Below are 18,253 nucleotides of genomic sequence, written 5' to 3' on the forward strand. Positions count from 1 at the left end.
TCGGACGCTAGAGGCGGCGCCGGTCGATGACGGATGTCCTCCGGCTATATCTTCTGTTTTGCGGAACAAAGTTCCTCTGTCCAGATTTGTACCGAGTTCAGGATCCCGGGCATCCGTGCTGACGCGCAAGGGGGAAGTTTGGACCAGCCGTCCATCTTGGTCGTCGAGGACGACTATCAGTTGCAGGGGATCGCCTCGGCGAGGGGGATTCCTCGTCAACACCGTGGCGACGCGGAGGAGGCCTTGACGCTGTTCACCGGCAATCCCGGCGCGCACCGCGCCCTGGTCGCCGACATCAATCTTCGCGGCCGGCTGAGCGGATGGGATGCGGCGCGGCGGCTCAGGGAGATCGTCCCCTACCTCCCAGTTCCCTACATGACCGGAGCGGCCGGCGAGCAATGGCCCTCGCAGCGTGTACCAGGCTCGATTCTGGCGAAACCGTTCGCGCCGGCGCAACAGGTCGCCGCGGTATCGCAATTGCTGATCGTACGCGATACCCACCACGCGGGAGGGCCGAGGTGACGTCCGCATCGGTCCTGCTCGTCGACGATGAGGCCCTCATCCGGATGATGGTCGCCGACATGGTTGAGGAGCTCGGCCACCGTGTGGCGGCCGAAGCAGGGACGCTGGAGGCGGCCATTGCAGCGGCCCGCGACAGCACGTTCGACGTCGCGCTGCTCGACGTCAATTTGGAAGGGCTCGCCGTGACGCCCGTTGCACGGATCGTCCACGAACGCGGGCTGCCTTTCATCTTCGCGAGCGGGTATGGAGTCGCCGGCATCCCGGAAGAATTCCGGGAGCGGCCGGTGCTTCAGAAGCCTTTCGCCACCGATGCGCTGAAGCGGCAACTGGATGCCATCCTCGATCGATGAGCGAGGCGCGCCGAGTGTCGGCTCGATGTTTCCGGACGGACATTCCTCTTCAGAAGGCTCCGAGATGCGGCGAGAGGCGAGAGCAGCAAACCCAGGCCGCGGAAGAGCGATGGTCCTGAACCCGTCGCCGCCGCGTCGTTGCCTCTGCGTCCATGTTTTCGATCCCTTCGGTAGATGTGGAAGCGGGCATTGTGGCGGACGGCGCGGTATGATGTGCGAACTGGCTCTCACGTCTTGCGCGGACTAGTAGATCCGCGGGACCGCGACGATTGCGGACGCTGGGGGACGCCTCGCAGCGTCTCCCGCTGGCGGCAGAGTTCGTCGAGCTTCGCCCGCATGCGCTGCAGCAACCGGATTTCGCGCTCCTGCGCGCGGATCTGCCCGCGCAGGCGGGTGATCTCGTTTCGGATCAGGTCGAGTTCCATAGCGAGCTGAGATCGTCCGGCACCGCGCGTCAAGATCATGCGGCACAGGTCCTTCCGCCAAGCATTCTGATCGTTGAAATCGCCGACTACACCATCCGATGTGGCGCAGATTGCGCCGCACGGATCGTTCAACTCTGCAAAAAGGAAGCCGCCAGGAATCGAGCCTATAAGGCGGAACAACACTGTGGCCTCGAAATTAAGCCCCCATGGGAGCTGTAAAGGACATCCGCAAGCAGGCTGAGGTGGCCGAAAAGGCAGCCGCACGCGCTGCTGATGCCTTTGTGGCAAATCAGATGAAGACCTTGGCCGAAGCATTCCGGGCCCAGGCCGAGACCATGAAAAAGAACAAAAAGAAGAAGAAGAAATGAGTTTCACCGTCAAAGCCATGTGCAGGCACGGCGAGCTGGCGCACCGGAGGAAGACCGTCGAAGCGGCCCTTACGAAAGCCAAGGAGCTTGCCAAGATAGGCTGTTACGACGTCCATATCATCACCCCAGAAGGCCGGGACTACGCCTCGTCCGAGTTCGGAGACCTTCCACGATCGGCCGTCGCATGGCTACCTATTCAGAAAACCAACACCCACCCGTGAGCTGGGCCTCGACAGAAGCAACGACATGTGTCGATGGATTTTTCCTGAACGTCCGCCGGCTACTTGATGCACTGCCACTTGTCGAAAGGCTGGGCGAGGGTATCCTGGCGACGGCGCCGCTTAGGCTTGGGGATCATTGATTGCGCTGACGCCGTGGGGGCAGAGGCTCGCTCGCGGTAGGCCGCCGTTGAAGAAGTCTTGCAAGTTCGTGACTTCGGCCAGATACTTGGTTGAGATCCTTGGCCACCAGCAATCCGAGGAGGACGATCATGGTAATCCAGATCGTGATGGATCGCAGCGGCGACAGCCGACATCATTTCAATGCCGACGACGCACAAGATCTGGCAAGAGCGGAGCAGCGGTTCTACGAGCTCACCAATGCCGGCTTTGCCGCGTCGGTCCGTTCGGGTCCAGGTCAGGTCTCGCAGATCCGATCGTTCGACCCAACTGTGAAGGAAACCGTCTTCTTCCCCAGATTGGACGGTGGATAACCGAGACGGTCATGTTCGGATTTCGACCTTCGCGGGGCGGCCGCTCCCGAATGAAGGCGGCGAGAGCGCTCTTCATCCGGCACGGCGCCGAGGGCACGCCGGAGGGCCGGTCGCTGCAACTCTTGCGGGAATGGATGTCGCCAGCCCAGCGTGAACAGTTCGCCAGGAAGGGCTACTTTGAGGTGATCGGGAGCGACAGCGGCATTCGATACAGGATCCACGCCGGGGCCTCGGTCAACGTGTGCGAGATCGACGAGAGAGGTCGCATACAGGTGGGGTTGTGTTTCATGCCGATCGGCGCTCTGCCGATCGGAGACGTCATACTCGCCCAAAAGATCGCGCTGGAAACATGCGAGGGTGAGGTTCGCGCTGTGGCCCGGAAGTTCGCACCTAACGGTTTCCATTTCAGGCAAGCACGGCCTCTCGGGTAAGCCTAACCTCGCCTAGACCGCAACGGAGCCGTTCTAGCTAGGCTCCTTTCTGCGGCGCCTTGGCCGCTAGCTTCTTGCCGCCGCTTGGCCGTGACGAGGGTCGCTATGCGGCCTAAATTCAGCCGACGCGGTGGATTCATTTTGATCCGGCCCGAATTCAGAGCCGCCGATAGAAGCACGATTTAATTCTGGCCGGCATGCGGTGGCAAGGGCGGATGGGGTCGAGCCAAACCTATCGTGCCCGGCGGCGCTTCCGTGCTGGCGCTGCGAGGGTCGACATTGTGCAAGATCGTCAAAAACGCTGTGACAACTGCAATAACGAAAGCTGCAGCAAAGATAGCTAATACTGTACGGTGAGTATTCATCGCTGACCCTTCTGCACCCCTAACTGATGAGCTGCCGCGGCAACTGAATTGTTCTCGCCCCTTTATGCTTAAGGCGATATTCGCTGTGTAGGGCGAACGCGCCTTCGGTGTGCTCATCCTTGAACAGGGCGTCCGCCATATCATCAAAGCCGATGCAGCAAGCAGACGGTCGAACGTGCTTGCGCCGACAATAAGCACCATGCCTGCGAGGTGCATGTGAGCAGACATTTCGCTGGTCAATTGGGTGGCGGCTAAGGGCCACCGCCTGCCGCTGCTCACTGGCACTTCGAGATCATTCCTCAAGAACGCTATCATTTCCCTTGGGTGGCACAGCCGTCACGCGCTGCAAAGATTGCGGCGCGGATTGACGCACCTCACGCTCGCGCGGGGCAGCTCGTTCAGAGGCGGGCCGCTCGATCTTGGATCGCAGCTCGACGAGGTCGGTGAACAAGTCGGCCTGGCGGCGCAACTCATCGGCGATCATCGGCGGCTGGCTCGCAATTGTTGATACAACGGTGACCCGCACACCACGCCGCTGCACGGCTTCAACCAGAGAGCGGAAATCGCCATCACCGGAGAACAGCACCATCTGGTCGATGTGCTCGGCGAGCTCCATGGCGTCCACCGCGAGCTCGATGTCCATGTTGCCCTTGACCTTGCGGCGGCCGCTGCCGTCGATGAATTCCTTCGTGGCCTTGGTGACCACGGTGTACCCGTTGTAGTCGAGCCAGTCGATCAGGGGACGGATCGAAGAGTATTCCTGGTCCTCGATGATAGCGGTGTAGTAGAACGCGCGGAGAACCGACCCGCGGCTATGAAATTCAGTCAGCAGGCGCCTGTAATCGATGTCGAAACCCAGCGTTTTCGCCGTGGCATAGAGATTGGCTCCATCGATGAAGAGCACAATCTTGCTGGTGGATGACATTTTGATCTCTGAAGCTTGAAGTGCCAAGCTGCGGGATGTGCACGTCAACCCGCCAATGAGGCGGCACTTCCAAAGTCCTCATCAGAGCCCTAAGCCCCGATGCTATACTCGGGTCCTTCAACCTTCAAACAGTTTTGCTGTAGCCATAATTAATTCGTAACACCCGAAGGCTCCGAAAGCTCCCAGCGGTATTTAGGGGATTTTCTGTCGCTGTGGACGGGGTCAGCGCTGTCGATTATTCTTGGCCTATCCACAATCTTTTGCAGTGCAATGACTGGCCAGTTCAAGCTCTTTGATATCGCTCTCGCGCCGCGGGGCCGAAGATGGAGCTGGTGCGTATGCACCAGCGACGGAACGACCATAGTCTCAGGTCGGGAGGGCAGCCGCGCCGCCGCCAGATACAAAGCGGCCAGGGCGCTTTTTCTGCTGCTGCTTTCGGCATCCTATCAGTCCACCGGATTGAAGCACTCCAACAAGAGGTCCTGCTCATAGGGCGCGACGCCCGATGCAACGACGCATCCTCTTAGAGCGGCGGTATCAGGTCGCCTTCCGCCACGATCCGGCGAGCTATCAGACCGCCCAGTAGAAAAAGAAAAGACCGCCCGGAGGTGGCTGGTTTTTTGGTCCTCTCTTTGCTTATTTCTTGAGGGCGTCAGCGGCGTCCCGCGCTGCATCCTTCACATCTCCCACGGCGTTGTGGGCGGATCCCTTGGCCTTATCGATCTTGCCTTCGGTTTCGATGTGCTTGTCGCCACTGAGCTTGCCGGCACCTTCTTTGATGGCGCCTTTTACCTTGTCGGCGGCGTCCTTCACATGTTCGCGGTCCATTATCGTCTTCCTTTGTCCGGAAGACCAGCACAACGAAAGCCTTTCGAAGTAGTTCCTCGGAGAACTAGCAGTCTTGCACACGAAGGCTTCTGAATTTGGCCGTTCTCAGACCTCGGCAATGTCAGCTTGTGCGCCATTTTAAGGGATAAGCCGACAGCCGGGGATTTGGATCGCCACTCGGAAGGCATTTGATGCGCGGTTGAAAGGACACAATGCATGGACGAAAAGGCGAACGCGCAAGCGTTTTACAAGTCCCATCGGTGAGTGGGCGCTGCAAGTTTTCCCGGGCGAGCGGCAGACCCGCTTTATTGGCCCAGTGTACGATAAGACGGCATGGCTGACTTTTTCGCATTTTAGGAACGAGGCAAGAACGCGGCGTGTTGATTGAGAGGTGGGCGCGCGGAGCCTCGCAATGGCCAGTATGTCAAGGAAAGACCTGGAGTTAATTGCCCTGCAGGAGATCCGGAGCTTTCCGGGCGGCGAATTGGTTATCGCGGTTGAAGTTGAATGCGATGAGGACGACCCGAACACTATGAATTGGCATTTGAACGTTACTGCGGCCGATGGCGCCGACATTGACCGCATCAATTATGCTGCTCGGACGACAACCGAAAGATTAAAACGTCGATACGCTCTCCAGCGACACTGAATATCAACCGCGAGAGCGTCTGGAGCCAAGGTTTGCACCAGTGGGTAGGAACAACCGACGCCCAACTTAGGTCAGGAGGACATTCGTATTCGTGCCTGCGAGGTTTGGCGTGCTGCGGGCAAGCCAAGCGGAGACGTGGATCGCTTCTGATATGCAGCCGAGAAGCAGCTTCTGACGGGGCGGTCGCAGCCAGATGATCTGCCGCCCGGCATCACAGACAATTTGCCGGTCTAGGACCGATCAAGACGCGTGGCGACTATGCCACGCGCCTTCGAGCAACGAACCGTCAACGTTTAGCGGGCGGGCCGCTCTTGTTTCCCGGCAGACCTTTGATATTCGATGAGTCCTGTTGCTGGGTCGACGTGTTCTGACCGACAGTACCTTTTGGAGAGGGGCCGCTTTTGCCACCCGGTGCTCCGGCAATTCCTGTTCCGGAATTTTGAGCGCTAGGTGTTGTCGTCGTGGAATCGGCGCGACCCGAGCTACTGCCAGGCATTTGCGCTGCGGAACCTGGTCTGTCCTGTTCACCGACGTAACCCGACGCACCGGAGTTTTGAGTCTTGATGCCTTTATCGGCTTCGTTTTGCATGTTTGGCGAGGTCTGTTGAGCCACCACTGGCGTCAGGCCAGCGGCAAGAACGATTGCTGCAAGTGCGATTCGACGCATGCTTTCCTCCTCAGGTGGTTTGCTCAACAACGTGAGAAGGACCCGCTGTTTCCTAGTTTCTGTAATTCTTTGAAGATCGATCGCACCCAAGTTTCACGAGGGTGAGGGCGCACTTGGCGGCCTCTGTGCGGAGCTTTTCCAACTGAGCCTTCATTGCAGCTATTCCGTTCCCTGAGGGGAACCGTACTGTCAAAGTGTGAAGGCGAACAGAGCTGAATGCCGAATTTTCCTAGGCTTGGGTCGCTGGACCGACGCAGTTCAGCACCTCGAGCGGCCCCCGCCTTCACACCTCAAAAGCCCCCCGCGGCCGGGGCCGTCTTTCGAGTGGCTATCAATTAGTCCAAGCCACCTTGGGCCTCGGAACGCGCGCGAGCTACTGCGGATCGAGAGGTGTGGAAAAGCCGTTGACCCGCCGCAAGATCCTGACAGGGGCGGGGAGAGCCCTACTCAAGAAACAGCTGCAGAGATAGTGGGCCGCAGCTGGGACATGAAGCCCCGTCACGATCCCGCATCGACTCAAGCGCGCTCTTCCACAGCGCAATTCTGCGCTGTCTGGAGACGAGCATGGGAGCGACGCTTTGCGGCTTTCGCTTTGGCTAATTTCCAATCAGCTACCGATCTAGATCGACCAAATATATTGGCAGACCAGCATCTGCAGATCGCGCTGAAGTCTGCTCTCGGTAGCGGTTCTTTTCTCCGGGATTGGCAAGTCGAACGCGCAATGTAGCCAATTCGTCGCAGAGAGGCTTTCCGCCCGACCGCGCCGCGTTGAGTTTGGTGCGTATTCTTTGGTCGGCACAGATCGCCTCAGCATCCGAATATTTTCGAGCAGCGAAGGCAACAACCGGCCTTCGATCGACCTCGATTGTGAACACCGATAGCGAAAGCCTATCATCGCGCATGACTTTCCTTTCTAGATCGCGCCGATTTTCACGCAGATTACATGAATGATCACAAATATTGGGAGCGCGCCCAAAAACCATGCGACCGCATCGCCCTCGCGATCCGACGCAAACTCGCGGTTTGCATCGGTCTCGGTGCCGTGACGGACGATGACCGAATAGGCTCTGCTTGGGCGGTGGCGCTTGACCGCTTGCCTCAAGAGATGCTTCACGGCGGTTTCTTGCTCGCTTAGGAGACCGGAACGAGTGTCCATTATCGTTGATCCTCTATCCAGGCCTGCAGGAGCAGCTTCGAGAGCAGTTTGCCTACAGGCACTTCCCAAATCCCCTAACGGGCGCTGCAAACACTTCCGAGGACCGGCGGTTCACGCTGGCGGGCCTTTCAGTTTTGGCGCAACTGCCGCACGAGCGGCCCTTTTCAGCGCCGCATCGATGGTCTTGAAACGCGTGCCGCGAGGAGATAGTCCGCTCTGCCGCTTGGGCGATAATTTGGAAACTCTGGTAGCTAGCCGCAGATTGCCGCCGCAGCTGGTGCATTCATAGAGCTTCAGCTCGTAACCTTTGCCGGGAAAAAGGACCTTGAGCACTCGAGGTTGGTTACAAACCATGCATCCGGCTTCGCCGTTCACGATAGATCCCCCGGAAAAGCAATTTGGTCGAAATGAACGGAACGAGATCTGAGTCTGGATCCAGAGGCAATAGGTCTGCCATGCCGCGATGAAAGTGGCCCGGTGAGCATTCTGCAAATTGTCGATCGATGATGGCCCGGACGTCGCGCGCTATTGCCTCCCGTAGACGCCGCCATTCCTCCGCGCGCGAGAGTGCCAATGTAAACAAGCCCCTGCCGGTGCACGCGACAGGGGCCGTGCAGATGGATGCCGCGAGGCTCTTGCGAGGTGTCGTGCCAAGGACCCGCTTTGATAGAACGTTGGATTGAAGCTTTCGGAGGGCGGGAATGTTGGGCATCTCGCGCAAATAAGAGGCACCGTTCCCGCGGGCTCAGTGGGACAGTTCGAACTTCCGGATCTCCTGCACCCGCGTCAGGCAATAGTCTCGATACAATTCTTCAATGAATGCCCACATGATCGAATCCCCGTTGGCCAATGTACGCGAGCTTGATCAGGCTTTGTTTCGGGAGTGCTTCGCGGAGCTGGCAAAATGGTTTCAGGATCCCGCCGTGGCATATTCGGGGGGGCGGCCTTGCCCCTTTTTTGGCCCCCGGCCTGGCAAACCAAAAGCCCGGCACGAAGGCCGGGCTTCATCGGGAATATGCTCTGGTACGCCGCAATGGGCCTACTTTACAAAAGCTCACGCTGCCGTCTGTCTGTTCTCGAACATTAGCATTCTGGAATTTGGCGCATTAGGGGTACTCCTCTTGTCGTTGAAACGGCGGCAAGCGCCGCATTTGAGCGGCGCCTGCGGCCTGCGCTGCTACCGTTGCGCACGATCGGTGCAGCGATCTCCGTTCCGTCGCAAGACGAGCGCCTACGGCTTGCATTCCAGCCCCGATGCTTTCAGTGCGACTTCCACAAGCCATGGAAACGCTTCGTCCAGTCATAACCACCCTTGGTGACCCGCCGCACGCAGTCGCCATCCCGCTAAAGCCGCAGGCGATATCCATCGTGTTTTATTTCATGAAACCACTCGGCGCCGGCGGGAACCGCCTCGCCGAGCGTCGGTAGGCAAAACTCGAAACGCATAGGCCGAACATAGGCATCCACCTTCGAATTGCGACCGGCGGGGACATTTCCCCTTGTCTCGCCGGTCAGGAACCAGCCAGGCGAAACGCGATGCCGATCCCTGCTTCTCTGCGGGGAGCGTGCTAAGAGATGGGGCAATGAGCAGCATACGAGCCGACGAGATATGATTTTAAGCACTCACGCAGTTGTCGGCGGCGCCATCGCTAGCCTGTTCCCGTCGCACCCAGTCCTCGTTACGGTCACGGCCTTTGCAAGCCACTTTGCGATCGATGCGATCCCGCACTGGGACTATCCACTTCGAGCGATCAAATTAAAGCGTGATGCCAACAATCGCGGCCTGCTAGTGGATCCAAGGCTTTTTTACGATTTGGCGCTTATCGGCTTCGATGCTTGCGTGGGTCTATTGATGACAATTTGGCTTTTCGCGACCCCCGCGACGACTGGGGTGATCGTGCTCGGCGCCATTGCAGGAATGTCGCCCGATCCCTTACGGGTCGCGCATAGAATGTTTCCGAAACAGCCCCTGACGACCTTGCAACGTTTCCATAGATGGGCCCACACGAAGCGGACGCTTAGCTGGCCGCTCGGCATCAGCTCGCAAGCATTCTTTGCCGCATCCGTATCCTGGATAGTTTTGACAGTCGGCTGAGGACGCTCGCAAGGCGATTGCTGAGTACAGCGCACGACATGAATGAGTTGGTGCACATCGCCTGTCTCGCCTGTGTCTTCACGCTGGCGGGCTTTTCATGCGTTTGTGAACTGCTTCACAAACGTGCGAGCGTTGGCGATTTTCTATTTCCCTCGGCCTGCGCGGTCGCGATCGAACATAAGAGGAGATATTAATGAAGCTTATTCTTTCAATCTTCATGATTTTTCCGGCGAGCGCTTTCGCCAACGATTGTCCGGGATTTCTAAACTACGTGAAGGCCAATTCGCAGCTAAAACAGCACAATAACAGTCAGATTCAATGCTTTATGACTAGGCCGCCCAAGCAGCACACTAAAGTATTCACTTTTTCATACCGTCTCGGGATCTTATCCCGACCGACAACTGTCCTGCTCTGGCGGTGGCCAAAGCTTCGGGAAGGCGCTCAAAAACTAGGGCGTGGACTCGTTAGCACGCAACCAAATTCGGATTGATGCGAGCTTGACGAACGCCAGATAGTTGGCCGCTAGTTTGTCATATCGGGTTGCGACACGCCGACATTGCTTGATTTTGTTGAAGAACCGTTCGATCAAGTTCCGCGCGCGATACAGATAAGGGCTGAAGCAGATCGGGTCTTTGCGATTTCGTTTCGGCGGAATGTTCGCCCATGCTCCTTGCTGGCGGGCAAGCTCCCTGATCCAGTCCGCGTCGTATCCACGATCCGCGAGTAACATCGTTTGTGGGAGCAAGGCGCTGAGGAGAACCGAACACAGCCGATTGTCATGCGCTTCACCGGGCGTGAGCGCGAGGTGGACCGGCAGACCATTGGTGTCGACCACCGCGTGAATCTTGCTCGTGAGGCCGCCTCGCGAGCGACCCATAGCTTGGTGATTGTTGTCCGAGATACACGCGCCGTGCTGGTGCACGCGCACAGCGGAGGTATCGATCATCTGCACTGCCGCATCATGACCGGCGGCCAGCGCATCCATGATCCGGTCCCAGACGCCAGCCCGTCGCCACCGCACGAAGCGATTGTAACAAGTGGTGCGGGGACCATAGGTCTCTGGCAGGTCGCGCCACGGAGCACCTGAGCGGAGGACCCAGAAAATGCCACTGAGCACGCGACGGTCGTTTACGCGCCGAACCCCACGCGGTTTGTTCGGCAGCATCGGTTTGATTGCGGTCCATTCGTAGTCGCTGAGTTCGTAGCGCATGATTCGAGGCTCCGGTTTCGGAGCTTGAATTACGCTTAGAGCAGCGCCACCAACCCCCGGTGGCCGGTCGCGGTCCTGCTAATGCTTTGATTTCTGCCGCTTCATGCAGGCATAAGGGACATTGCCGGCTTTCTGGTGGTCCGGCCCCGTCGCGAATGCCCGCATGTCGGACGTTGGGGATGTCCGCTTGCAGGCACTTGTCCACCGCGAAGCGTCGCCGGCGACCTGCCGGGCGTCAGTCGCGCAATATGGACTGCCCCGCGAGAAGCGGAGCGTACGCGGCGAGCCTGCGGGATACGAATTCAGTGAAGAGCCGCACGCGCTTCGTCTTGCGTGTCTCCCCCTGCGTGAGAAGCCAGAGCGTTCCATGCATGTGCAGGCCGGTGCCCGGCACCCTCTCCAGCAGAGGGTCGGCACCTCCAACGAAGCACGGCAGTATCGTCATCCCGAGCCCTTGTCGTACTGCAACGATCTGCGCCTCGCCGTCCGTGGTCCTGAACGGAACCCCTGTGGTGCGAACTTCACTCTCGCGGGCCCAGTCCGGGATGCCATGGCTGCTTATGACGATCCAACGGATGGGATCCGGCGCACCCGCTTGCCACGCGGCTAGTCGGTCGCGGGAGATGTAGACGCCGCCGAACAGATCCGGTCCCTTCAAGCCGTGAAGATTGTGCGGCAGGGTTTTGCGGTCGTAGACGACGCGGATCGCGACGTCGGCCTCTCGGTTAGTAAGATTTGCCAGCTCGCCGGACGACAAGATTTCCATCTCGATGTCCGGATGCAGACGCGCGAAATCCGCGAAATCAGGCATGAGCAGGTGTGTCGCGAGCGGCGGCGCCAGCGTCACCCGCAGACGCCCACGCACACTCTGGTCGCGCCCGAAGACGCGCGTCTCCAACTGGTGCGACGACGCTTCCATCTGGTCCGCGAACTCGAGGACTTCCTCGCCCGCAGCCGTCAGGCGGTAGCCCGCGGGCAGCTTTTCGAACATGAGCGCCCCGAGGCGTTCCTCAAGCTGGGCGATGCGTCGCAGTACGGTCGCGTGGTTCACACCAAGGCTCTTGGCGGCAGCCCGCACCGAGCCTCCGCGCGAGACGGCAAGAAAGTAGCGAATGTCATCCCAGTCGATCATGGTGCAATCCAGCACCACGCGGTGCGCCTTCCCAAAAGCCCGTATCTAACGGATCGTATGCCAGTATTGGCTGAAATCATAGCTTGCGGTGACGAGTCCGGCCTAATTCACCGGCAACCACCGATCATCGCGGCCGACATCAATCGTCGACCCGGATCGTTTTCGCACCACCGATGTGCGCTTTTCCGCACTCAACGCCTGACCCCGGCGGACCTATGTCGAGGTTCTCGGGGGCGTCCCCAAACGATCAGAGGCGGAAGCCTCGAAGGAAGCAGTCATGGGAAAGCTTGAAGGTAAGGTTGCAGTCATCACGGGTGGATCGAGCGGCATGGCGCTGGCGAGCGCCCAGCGGTTCGTTGAAGAAGGCGCCTATGTTTTCATCACGGGCCGGAAACAGGAGGCGCTGGACCAGGCCGTAAAGCTGATCGGCCGGAACGTGACCGGCGTGCGCGGCGACGCGGCCAATCTCGACGACCTCGACCGTCTGTTCGACACGGTCAAGCGGGAAAAGGGCAGGATCGACATCCTGTACGCGAGCGCTGGCACGGGCGAAGCCGTCCCACTGGGCGAGATTACCGAGCAGCATTTCGACGCGACCTTCGGCCTGAATACGCGCGGCACGCTGTTTACGGTCCAGAAAGCGTTGCCGCTGTTCAACGACGGCGGATCGATCTTCATGACCGGGTCAGTTGCTTCGATCAAAGGTTTTCCTGGCTACAGCGTGTATGCGGCGAGCAAGGCGGCGCTGCACGCATTCGCACGCGGGTGGCTCAACGAACTCAAGGGCAGGAATATCCGGGTGAACGTGCTGCACCCAGGGCGATCGCCACACCGATGCAGGACCAGGTTCTCACCGAGGAAGCGAAGCGGATGTTCGAATCCCTGATCCCGCGGGGAAAGATGGGGCGTCCCGAGGAAATTGCGGCAGCCGCGCTGTTTCTTGCTTCAGACGATTCGAGCTTCGTGAACGGGGTGGAGTTGTCCGTCGACGGCGGCTTCTCGGCCATCTGAATTCGCGCCGAGCGAAAACGGAGAGATACGATGAGCACCGAAGAGAATGTCCAGCTTGTGAAGAATTTCTTTGCAGCCATGGGCAGCAGCAACGCGTACGATCTGCTGGCGTTGGCTGCCGAAGATATCGAGTGGATCATTCCGGGCGAAGGCTGGCCGCTGGCAGGGACGCACCGCGGGCACGCGGAGTTGGCGGCTGTGCTCAAGAAGGCGTCCGAAGAGGTGGAAACGCAGTACCCCAAGCCCCCCGAATTCGTGGCGCAGGTAGACCGGGTTATGGTCGTCGGCGTCGCAACGGGAAAAATCAAAGCCACGAATAGGCCGTTCAAGGACGAGTGGGTCTTCGACATTACCGTTCGAGACGGCAAAGTCGCCCGCATCCAGGAGTACATCGACACGCAAGCACTGGCGCGGGCCTCGCAGATCGACGCAAGGACCTAGTCAAGTTCGACGTGTGAGTCGTGATGGCATGACACGATGTTGTGCCGACCAACATCCATTTCCTGAAAGGGCTCCCATCTATGACTTCCACTTTAAACGATCAGTCGCTTGATCAGATCTTCCGCTCCGCTCGCACCCCCAACGGATGGGCAGATCGTCCTGTAGGGAACGATCTGGTACGCGAAATCTATGACCTCCTGAAATGGGGCCCGACATCTGCGAACAGTAGCCCCGCGCGGTTTGTCTGGGTGCGTAGCCCCGATGGAAAGGCGACGCTCGCCGGGCTTGCTGCGGAAACGAACAAGCCGAAGATTCTGAAGGCTCCTGTCACGGTCATTATCGGCCACGATTTGGATTTCGCCGGCGAGCTGCCAAAGCTTTTGCCTCACGCTGCCGAGGTCATGCAGAAATACTTTGCGGCACCAGACGTGGCCGAAGTGACGGCAATGCGAAACGGAACGCTGCAGGGCGCTTACCTCATCGTCGCTGCGCGGGCGTTGGGACTGGACTGCGGGCCCATGTCCGGCTTCGACAACGCCGGCGTGGATAAGGCGTTCTTCTCAGGCACGCGGGTTCGGTCGAACTTCATCTGCAGCATTGGGCACGGCGATCCAGCTACCGTGTTCCCGCGCAATCCTCGCCTTGGCTTTGAGGAGGCCGGCCGCTGGGCCTAAGTCCATGGCTTCGGAGCGAACAGCGAAACCGCTGGCCGTCTGCGGCCACCGGTTCGGGGTCGACGGTGAATGAGCCGTAGATCGCCGCCTCGCAGGCCGCGCGCTCGTCGAATGCCCAACCGTAATGGAGATCCCGATGTACGACCAATCCAAGCTATCCGAGTTGATCCGGTTCGCTCGCGTAAATGCGGGTTCCACTGTCATCGACGTTTACCCAGGCGACGGCGACTGGACCCGTCTCTTCTCCGACATCGTGGGACCCGAAGGACGGGTCTACAGCTTCGTGCCGGCCGAAGTCGCCCACTTCAAGAACGATCCGGTCGGCCGCATGCGGACGCTTGGGAAGGAGCCGGGCCGAGAGAACGTCGAAGCCGTCTCGACGGACTTGGTCGCGATGCCGGAGGCCACGCAACCAGCCGATGTCCTGTGGCTGCACCTGTTCTACCACGATCTCCACACTGAACTGATCCAGGCCAGGGGCGCGACGGCGGCCCAGTTCAATCGAGCTGTCTACGAGCGGCTGAAGCCCGGTGGGTCCTACGTCATCGTCGACCACGCCGCCGCCGTCGGAGTGGGCACGAGCGACGCCCAGTCGCTGCATCGGATCGACCCTGCATCCGTTCGCGCGGAGGTGGAGGCGGCCGGCTTCGTACTGGACGCGGAAAGCACCATGCTCGCGAACAAAGACGATCCGCACTCGGTCAAGGTTTTCGATCCCTCGATCAAGGGCGAGACCGATCGCTTCGCCTATCGGTTCGTGAAACCCTGACAGGTCCCGGCGCCGACTTCATGTCGACCTCCCCAATGGGTGCAAACGAGCCCATCGAAGACATCGAGGCAACCCTGCTTGCCGCCAAGAAGTCGGCTTTGGATGAGCTCGTCCGGTGGCCCCACGCGACGATGGCAGCGAAGGCCGCTGAAGCGCTGTGAGGCGCGTATCGAAAGAATTGAGCGCAAGATGACGGGGCGGCGCAGACATGGCTTGATTTCTGGTAGTGGCCCATCGCATCATTACGCTGCGATGCGGAAGTTGATCGCTACCGGGGCATAGCGAACCCTCGCGAGTTGTCGGCTCGGCCGATTTATGGGTTCACGGCCTAGCTAGGTGGTCTTGGTCTTAGGCTGTTTCACCGCTTGGTACCTAATTCGGCCATTTCTATCGAATACTTCTGAAACATGGCGATCCGCTTGCTTGTGAATTCTGCAATGACGCTGAGAATTTCAACGGGCGACCTGATCGTCGCAAGCCTCTGGGCGAATTCAAAAGCCAATTGCATGTTGGCTTGTGCCATTTCCAGCAGCTTTGTTTGATAAGCCCGCAAGTTTGACGTGGCTGAAGAAGAATCAGTTCCTTTCTTTGAATCGTTATCCGTCATCGTCTGTTTGCGGTGATCTTGTAAGGTTGTCGCCGGTGTCTCAACAAGGAGGGGCTCTTGTTTTGAGTCGTTTTGACGTTCATGGGACGATTCAGTCGAGCCTGCCGCAACCGAGCGCAGGGGGCTTATTTTCGGGCTTCTAGTAATAGCATGATTGGCCCTTTGGGCAGCTATTTTCGTGCTGTGGGCGTGCTTTGACGCCGTTGCCGGCTTACGTTTGCTCATCTGACACTCCAAGGGATGATTGGGCGACCACAACGGTCATCCGCGCCGAGGCAACATGCTGTGTAGTTTAACGTTCCAAACGCGGAATTTAACTTTCGCAATGTGAGCGGTATTGACCAGTATACCGGCTGCCGGACATGCCAGATTGTCGCTATCACCGCCTGGGCATCGGCTTCTATCGGTGACGAGAACGCCCGATTGCGCTCCCTCCTTCCTCTATGGAACGGAGCATCCCTATGCAGCAGCGACGCCGCTATGCACCACCTGAAACCACCCTGGAGCAACGCCTTGCCGACGAGGCCTGCCGCCTGTGCGAGCAAGCCAGATTGCTCCCGCCCGGCGCGGTTCGGGATGCCACAATGCGCAAGGCCCGACAAGCCGAAACCGGGTCGCGCCTGAGCGAGTGGCTGCGATCTCCCGGCCTGAAGGCTCCGAGCTAAATGCACAGGTTCAGCGATAGCTACACCTTTGGGCAAGTTCAACCCTCCCTCATACGCGAACTGGCTATACGCGAACTGGCTCGCTGAACTTCGCACCCTATTTCCTGTCCCGGATGAATTCCTTCTAGCGGATGCGATCTTCAGTTTCCCAAACGCATTCAAGGAAGGGAATTCACATTAAGCCGAGCTTGGAATGTTAAGCTCGATCGCATGTCCACTTCAGACGAGGAATCGTTGTGGTCGCCAATCATCGCGTGACAGCGGTGAACCGTCGCTCATAGCGGCCATCCTTGAGCCGTCACTGGTTCAAGCGCAGATGGCAAAGCGCGCAATATGCCATGACATAATGACTCTCAATCTCTGCTCCCCGGTTTGCATCCTGCATTTGAGAATATTCACTGCTGGGCTCCCGGAACCATTCTGCCGCGAGCCGATTGGCTCACTGACACAATCACTTTTGGGGAAATGCTATGAAGGCTCTCGCAATCACTCTGGCAGCCGCGGCAAGTACGCTTCTTGTGACCGCTGCTTCAGCTGCCCCGCTTTCCGCCAATGTATCAGTTGCACCGGAGAGCAACATTCAAAACGTTCGCATGGTCTGCAATGAAGACGGTCGCTGCTGGCGCGAACGGGGTGAACGCCATGTTATCATCCGCGACGGGCGCGATGCTTACGGATATGCTCCTCGCGAGCGTTACATCGAGCGGCGCGGCTATGAAGATCGTGGCGGTATCGGCTTCAGCGCTCCTGGCGTGAGCGTCGGAATCGGGACCGACCGCTACTGAGAAACGACGAAATATCCTATGAAATCGGCCGCGGAGCAGTCCGCGGCCTTTTCTTTGGGGTGCATCCTAGAATGGAATACATCGATGCTTCAGTCGGCGTCTGATGTGATCTATCCCGACTTTCCCAAGCGAGGGGCGTTCGTCCCTCGCAACCGTTCCGCAAGCCAAAACGCCCCGATCGCGACAAACGCGAGAAGGAAAATTCCTCCACACGACAGGAAGGTAAGCGTAAAATTTGTGTTCATGACATTCTCCCAAGAGAGATGATCGGGTGCAGTCTCGGTTCGACTCCGCCGCTATCCTGGTGTCAGCTCAGCCGCGATTTTTCAGGTGGTCAGATCAAAGGGCCGACGTTTCGCCATTCGTCGAGCAGTTTCGCTGATAAGGCGAAGCTTGCAGGAGCAGGATCGGTTCAAAAATTTGCGGCGAATCCTGAGAGCCGGCGCATTGGCGATTATGCAGCGTGCTGCATCACTCAGAGCGGGTCCACAGTCGCGTGGTGGGCGGCAATTGGGGTCGGCGATAGTAACGCATTCCCGCAGAGTGACTCGCGACCGTCCGCTGTGATCTGGCTTACCTCCCCATCCGCTGCCACCTCGAAGCAGCCGCACGATGAGCAGCAGCAATATCGCTCCGATGGTGGCGTTGACGATCGCGCTGATCATCCCGGTACCGAGATGGATGCCTAGCTGAGGTAACAACCAGCTTCCGATAAGGCGCCCAAAATCCCGACAATGAGGTCACCGATGATTCCAAAACCGGTCCCCTGGACGATTTGACCAGCCAACTAGCCCGCAACGAGGCCGACAAACAGTATGACCAGCAGGCCTTCGCTCGACATATTCATTGTGACACCTCGGCATCCTGGTTTGGACGCAGTATTGCAAGCTGATCCGCCTGGTGTCTGTGCAAATTTGATCAGCTTGTTGGAATATTGGCTTTGGCGCTAGGTATAGCCTCACGCCATCGACCTCGTGGCAATTGGTTGAGCTCGCCTGTCGGGGTAACAGGCAGTCCATCGCCCCTTTGGTCGCTGGTAGAGGCACGCACACGGTCGATTTGAAGTCTCACTTCGACCCGCTTTCTGACCCGCGACCTGCACTGACAAGGCGCGCCTCGAGTTTCGCGCCATTCCCGTGCAGGCACGAGCCGCTGAAGTCAGGCCAAGTCTGCTTTGCGCAGCCCGTGTCGGCAACATGAATATCACGCCGGTTGCTCTTCTGGAGGGCGGCCGACTGCCCAACTTCGACCTCCGGGGCATATCCAGACAATACGAACAAGGCGGCAGCAATGAAGGCGTAAATTGCGACGGCTGAGAGCGTTTTGATCATTTGATCCCAAATTCAAAGGGACAATGGCACCTGCCGTTAATGGTTCCAGTCTTGGCAGTGCTATTTCCACCGGCACGCCAGCACCGCTTTGCGTGAATGGAAGCGGCGCATACGTTGAATCTCCGCGCAATAGGG

At 58.8% G+C, this 18,253-nt stretch carries 23 protein-coding genes and 2 pseudogenes; 14 read left to right on the forward strand and 11 right to left on the reverse strand.

The window, feature by feature from the left end; all coding sequences use genetic code 11:
- Positions 1–33: 33 nt before the first annotated feature.
- Entirely contained in the window at positions 34–522 is a 489-nt protein-coding gene (locus tag EI171_RS12240) for a response regulator (protein WP_371740509.1), read from the forward strand.
- Positions 519–872 (forward strand): response regulator, encoded by a 354-nt coding sequence (locus EI171_RS12245; protein WP_202633245.1) that lies wholly within the window; start codon positions 519–521, stop codon positions 870–872. Before EI171_RS12240 ends, EI171_RS12245 begins: the two co-directional genes overlap by 4 nt.
- A 227-nt stretch (positions 873–1,099) precedes the next feature.
- Here the strand turns inward: EI171_RS12245 and EI171_RS44715 are convergent, their stop codons facing one another.
- Complete coding sequence (locus EI171_RS44715; RefSeq protein WP_202633139.1) at positions 1,100–1,480, reverse strand: hypothetical protein; 381 nt, start codon at positions 1,478–1,480, stop codon at positions 1,100–1,102.
- 23 nt (positions 1,481–1,503) lie between these two features.
- Here EI171_RS44715 and EI171_RS44720 point away from each other — a divergent pair, with 23 nt between their 5' ends.
- The 4 genes from EI171_RS44720 to EI171_RS12255 all read left to right on the forward strand — a co-directional run bounded on the left by EI171_RS44720 (position 1,504) and on the right by EI171_RS12255 (position 2,808).
- Positions 1,504–1,665, forward strand: a complete 162-nt coding sequence (locus EI171_RS44720; RefSeq protein ID WP_202633140.1) for a hypothetical protein — start codon at positions 1,504–1,506, stop codon at positions 1,663–1,665.
- A complete protein-coding gene (locus EI171_RS44725; protein ID WP_202633141.1) occupies positions 1,662–1,886 on the forward strand; it encodes a hypothetical protein in 225 nt (74 codons plus the stop codon). Before EI171_RS44720 ends, EI171_RS44725 begins: the two co-directional genes overlap by 4 nt.
- Before the next feature lie 269 nt (positions 1,887–2,155).
- Positions 2,156–2,377, forward strand: a complete 222-nt coding sequence (locus EI171_RS12250) for a hypothetical protein (RefSeq protein ID WP_161533452.1) — start codon at positions 2,156–2,158, stop codon at positions 2,375–2,377.
- Positions 2,378–2,388: 11 nt separating this feature from the next.
- The gene (locus EI171_RS12255; RefSeq protein WP_161533453.1) at positions 2,389–2,808 is read left to right on the forward strand and encodes a hypothetical protein; all 420 of its coding nucleotides are present in this window, start codon (positions 2,389–2,391) and stop codon (positions 2,806–2,808) included.
- A gap of 657 nt (positions 2,809–3,465) precedes the next feature.
- Here EI171_RS12255 and EI171_RS12260 read toward each other — a convergent pair.
- Positions 3,466–4,104 (reverse strand): NYN domain-containing protein, encoded by a 639-nt coding sequence (locus EI171_RS12260; RefSeq protein ID WP_161536983.1) that lies wholly within the window; start codon positions 4,102–4,104, stop codon positions 3,466–3,468.
- Positions 4,105–4,734: 630 nt separating this feature from the next.
- Complete coding sequence (locus tag EI171_RS12265) at positions 4,735–4,926, reverse strand: CsbD family protein (RefSeq protein WP_161533454.1); 192 nt, start codon at positions 4,924–4,926, stop codon at positions 4,735–4,737.
- Positions 4,927–5,338: 412 nt separating this feature from the next.
- Between EI171_RS12265 and EI171_RS12270 the strand changes: the two genes are divergently transcribed.
- The gene (locus EI171_RS12270) at positions 5,339–5,575 is read left to right on the forward strand and encodes a hypothetical protein (protein ID WP_161533455.1); all 237 of its coding nucleotides are present in this window, start codon (positions 5,339–5,341) and stop codon (positions 5,573–5,575) included.
- A 286-nt stretch (positions 5,576–5,861) separates the two neighbouring features.
- On the opposite strand, the gene EI171_RS46715 is transcribed toward EI171_RS12270, so the two are convergent.
- The 3 genes from EI171_RS46715 to EI171_RS12285 all read right to left on the reverse strand — a co-directional run bounded on the left by EI171_RS46715 (position 5,862) and on the right by EI171_RS12285 (position 7,773).
- On the reverse strand, positions 5,862–6,242 hold the full coding sequence (locus EI171_RS46715; RefSeq protein ID WP_135173112.1) for a hypothetical protein: 381 nt from the start codon (positions 6,240–6,242) through the stop codon (positions 5,862–5,864).
- A gap of 913 nt (positions 6,243–7,155) precedes the next feature.
- Positions 7,156–7,398: a hypothetical protein gene (locus EI171_RS12280; RefSeq protein ID WP_161533456.1), complete on the reverse strand. Its 243-nt coding sequence runs from the start codon at positions 7,396–7,398 to the stop codon at positions 7,156–7,158.
- A 111-nt stretch (positions 7,399–7,509) separates the two neighbouring features.
- The gene (locus EI171_RS12285) at positions 7,510–7,773 is read right to left on the reverse strand and encodes a hypothetical protein (protein WP_161533457.1); all 264 of its coding nucleotides are present in this window, start codon (positions 7,771–7,773) and stop codon (positions 7,510–7,512) included.
- 1,234 nt (positions 7,774–9,007) lie between these two features.
- On the opposite strand from EI171_RS12285, the gene EI171_RS12290 reads away from it, so the two are divergent.
- Complete coding sequence (locus EI171_RS12290) at positions 9,008–9,493, forward strand: hypothetical protein (RefSeq protein ID WP_161533458.1); 486 nt, start codon at positions 9,008–9,010, stop codon at positions 9,491–9,493.
- Positions 9,494–9,941: 448 nt separating this feature from the next.
- Here the strand turns inward: EI171_RS12290 and EI171_RS12295 are convergent, their stop codons facing one another.
- Both EI171_RS12295 and EI171_RS12300 read right to left on the reverse strand, forming a co-directional pair.
- On the reverse strand, positions 9,942–10,703 hold the full coding sequence (locus EI171_RS12295; protein WP_161533459.1) for an IS5 family transposase: 762 nt from the start codon (positions 10,701–10,703) through the stop codon (positions 9,942–9,944).
- A 235-nt stretch (positions 10,704–10,938) separates the two neighbouring features.
- A complete protein-coding gene (locus EI171_RS12300; RefSeq protein WP_161533460.1) occupies positions 10,939–11,835 on the reverse strand; it encodes a LysR family transcriptional regulator in 897 nt (298 codons plus the stop codon).
- A 277-nt stretch (positions 11,836–12,112) separates the two neighbouring features.
- Between EI171_RS12300 and EI171_RS12305 the strand changes: the two are divergent.
- The 5 genes and pseudogenes from EI171_RS12305 (at position 12,113) to EI171_RS46420 (ending at position 14,891) form a co-directional block, all read left to right on the forward strand.
- Positions 12,113–12,846 (forward strand): annotated as a pseudogene (locus EI171_RS12305) (SDR family NAD(P)-dependent oxidoreductase).
- Between the two features lie 30 nt (positions 12,847–12,876).
- Positions 12,877–13,287 (forward strand): nuclear transport factor 2 family protein, encoded by a 411-nt coding sequence (locus tag EI171_RS12310; RefSeq protein WP_161533461.1) that lies wholly within the window; start codon positions 12,877–12,879, stop codon positions 13,285–13,287.
- Positions 13,288–13,367: 80 nt separating this feature from the next.
- Positions 13,368–13,961, forward strand: a complete 594-nt coding sequence (locus EI171_RS12315) for a malonic semialdehyde reductase (RefSeq protein ID WP_161536984.1) — start codon at positions 13,368–13,370, stop codon at positions 13,959–13,961.
- 136 nt (positions 13,962–14,097) lie between these two features.
- On the forward strand, positions 14,098–14,730 hold the full coding sequence (locus EI171_RS12320) for a class I SAM-dependent methyltransferase (protein WP_161533462.1): 633 nt from the start codon (positions 14,098–14,100) through the stop codon (positions 14,728–14,730).
- 35 nt (positions 14,731–14,765) lie between these two features.
- Positions 14,766–14,891, forward strand: coding sequence for a hypothetical protein (locus EI171_RS46420; protein WP_256380421.1), 126 nt, complete (start codon positions 14,766–14,768; stop codon positions 14,889–14,891).
- Between the two features lie 197 nt (positions 14,892–15,088).
- On the opposite strand, the gene EI171_RS12325 is transcribed toward EI171_RS46420, so the two are convergent.
- The gene (locus EI171_RS12325) at positions 15,089–15,562 is read right to left on the reverse strand and encodes a phasin family protein (protein ID WP_161533463.1); all 474 of its coding nucleotides are present in this window, start codon (positions 15,560–15,562) and stop codon (positions 15,089–15,091) included.
- 910 nt (positions 15,563–16,472) lie between these two features.
- Here EI171_RS12325 and EI171_RS12330 point away from each other — a divergent pair.
- Positions 16,473–16,787 (forward strand): hypothetical protein, encoded by a 315-nt coding sequence (locus EI171_RS12330; protein WP_161533464.1) that lies wholly within the window; start codon positions 16,473–16,475, stop codon positions 16,785–16,787.
- A 590-nt stretch (positions 16,788–17,377) separates the two neighbouring features.
- Here the strand turns inward: EI171_RS12330 and EI171_RS12335 are convergent.
- Together EI171_RS12335 and EI171_RS12340 are read right to left on the reverse strand one after the other, a co-directional pair.
- Positions 17,378–17,574 (reverse strand): annotated as a pseudogene (locus EI171_RS12335) (GlsB/YeaQ/YmgE family stress response membrane protein); the annotation flags it as partial.
- A gap of 280 nt (positions 17,575–17,854) precedes the next feature.
- Positions 17,855–18,118, reverse strand: coding sequence for a hypothetical protein (locus tag EI171_RS12340; protein ID WP_161533465.1), 264 nt, complete (start codon positions 18,116–18,118; stop codon positions 17,855–17,857).
- Between the last annotated feature and the right edge of the window lie 135 nt (positions 18,119–18,253).

Origin of the sequence: Bradyrhizobium sp. LCT2, from assembly GCF_009931255.1 — a bacterium.
Lineage (GTDB): Bacteria > Pseudomonadota > Alphaproteobacteria > Rhizobiales > Xanthobacteraceae > Bradyrhizobium > Bradyrhizobium diazoefficiens.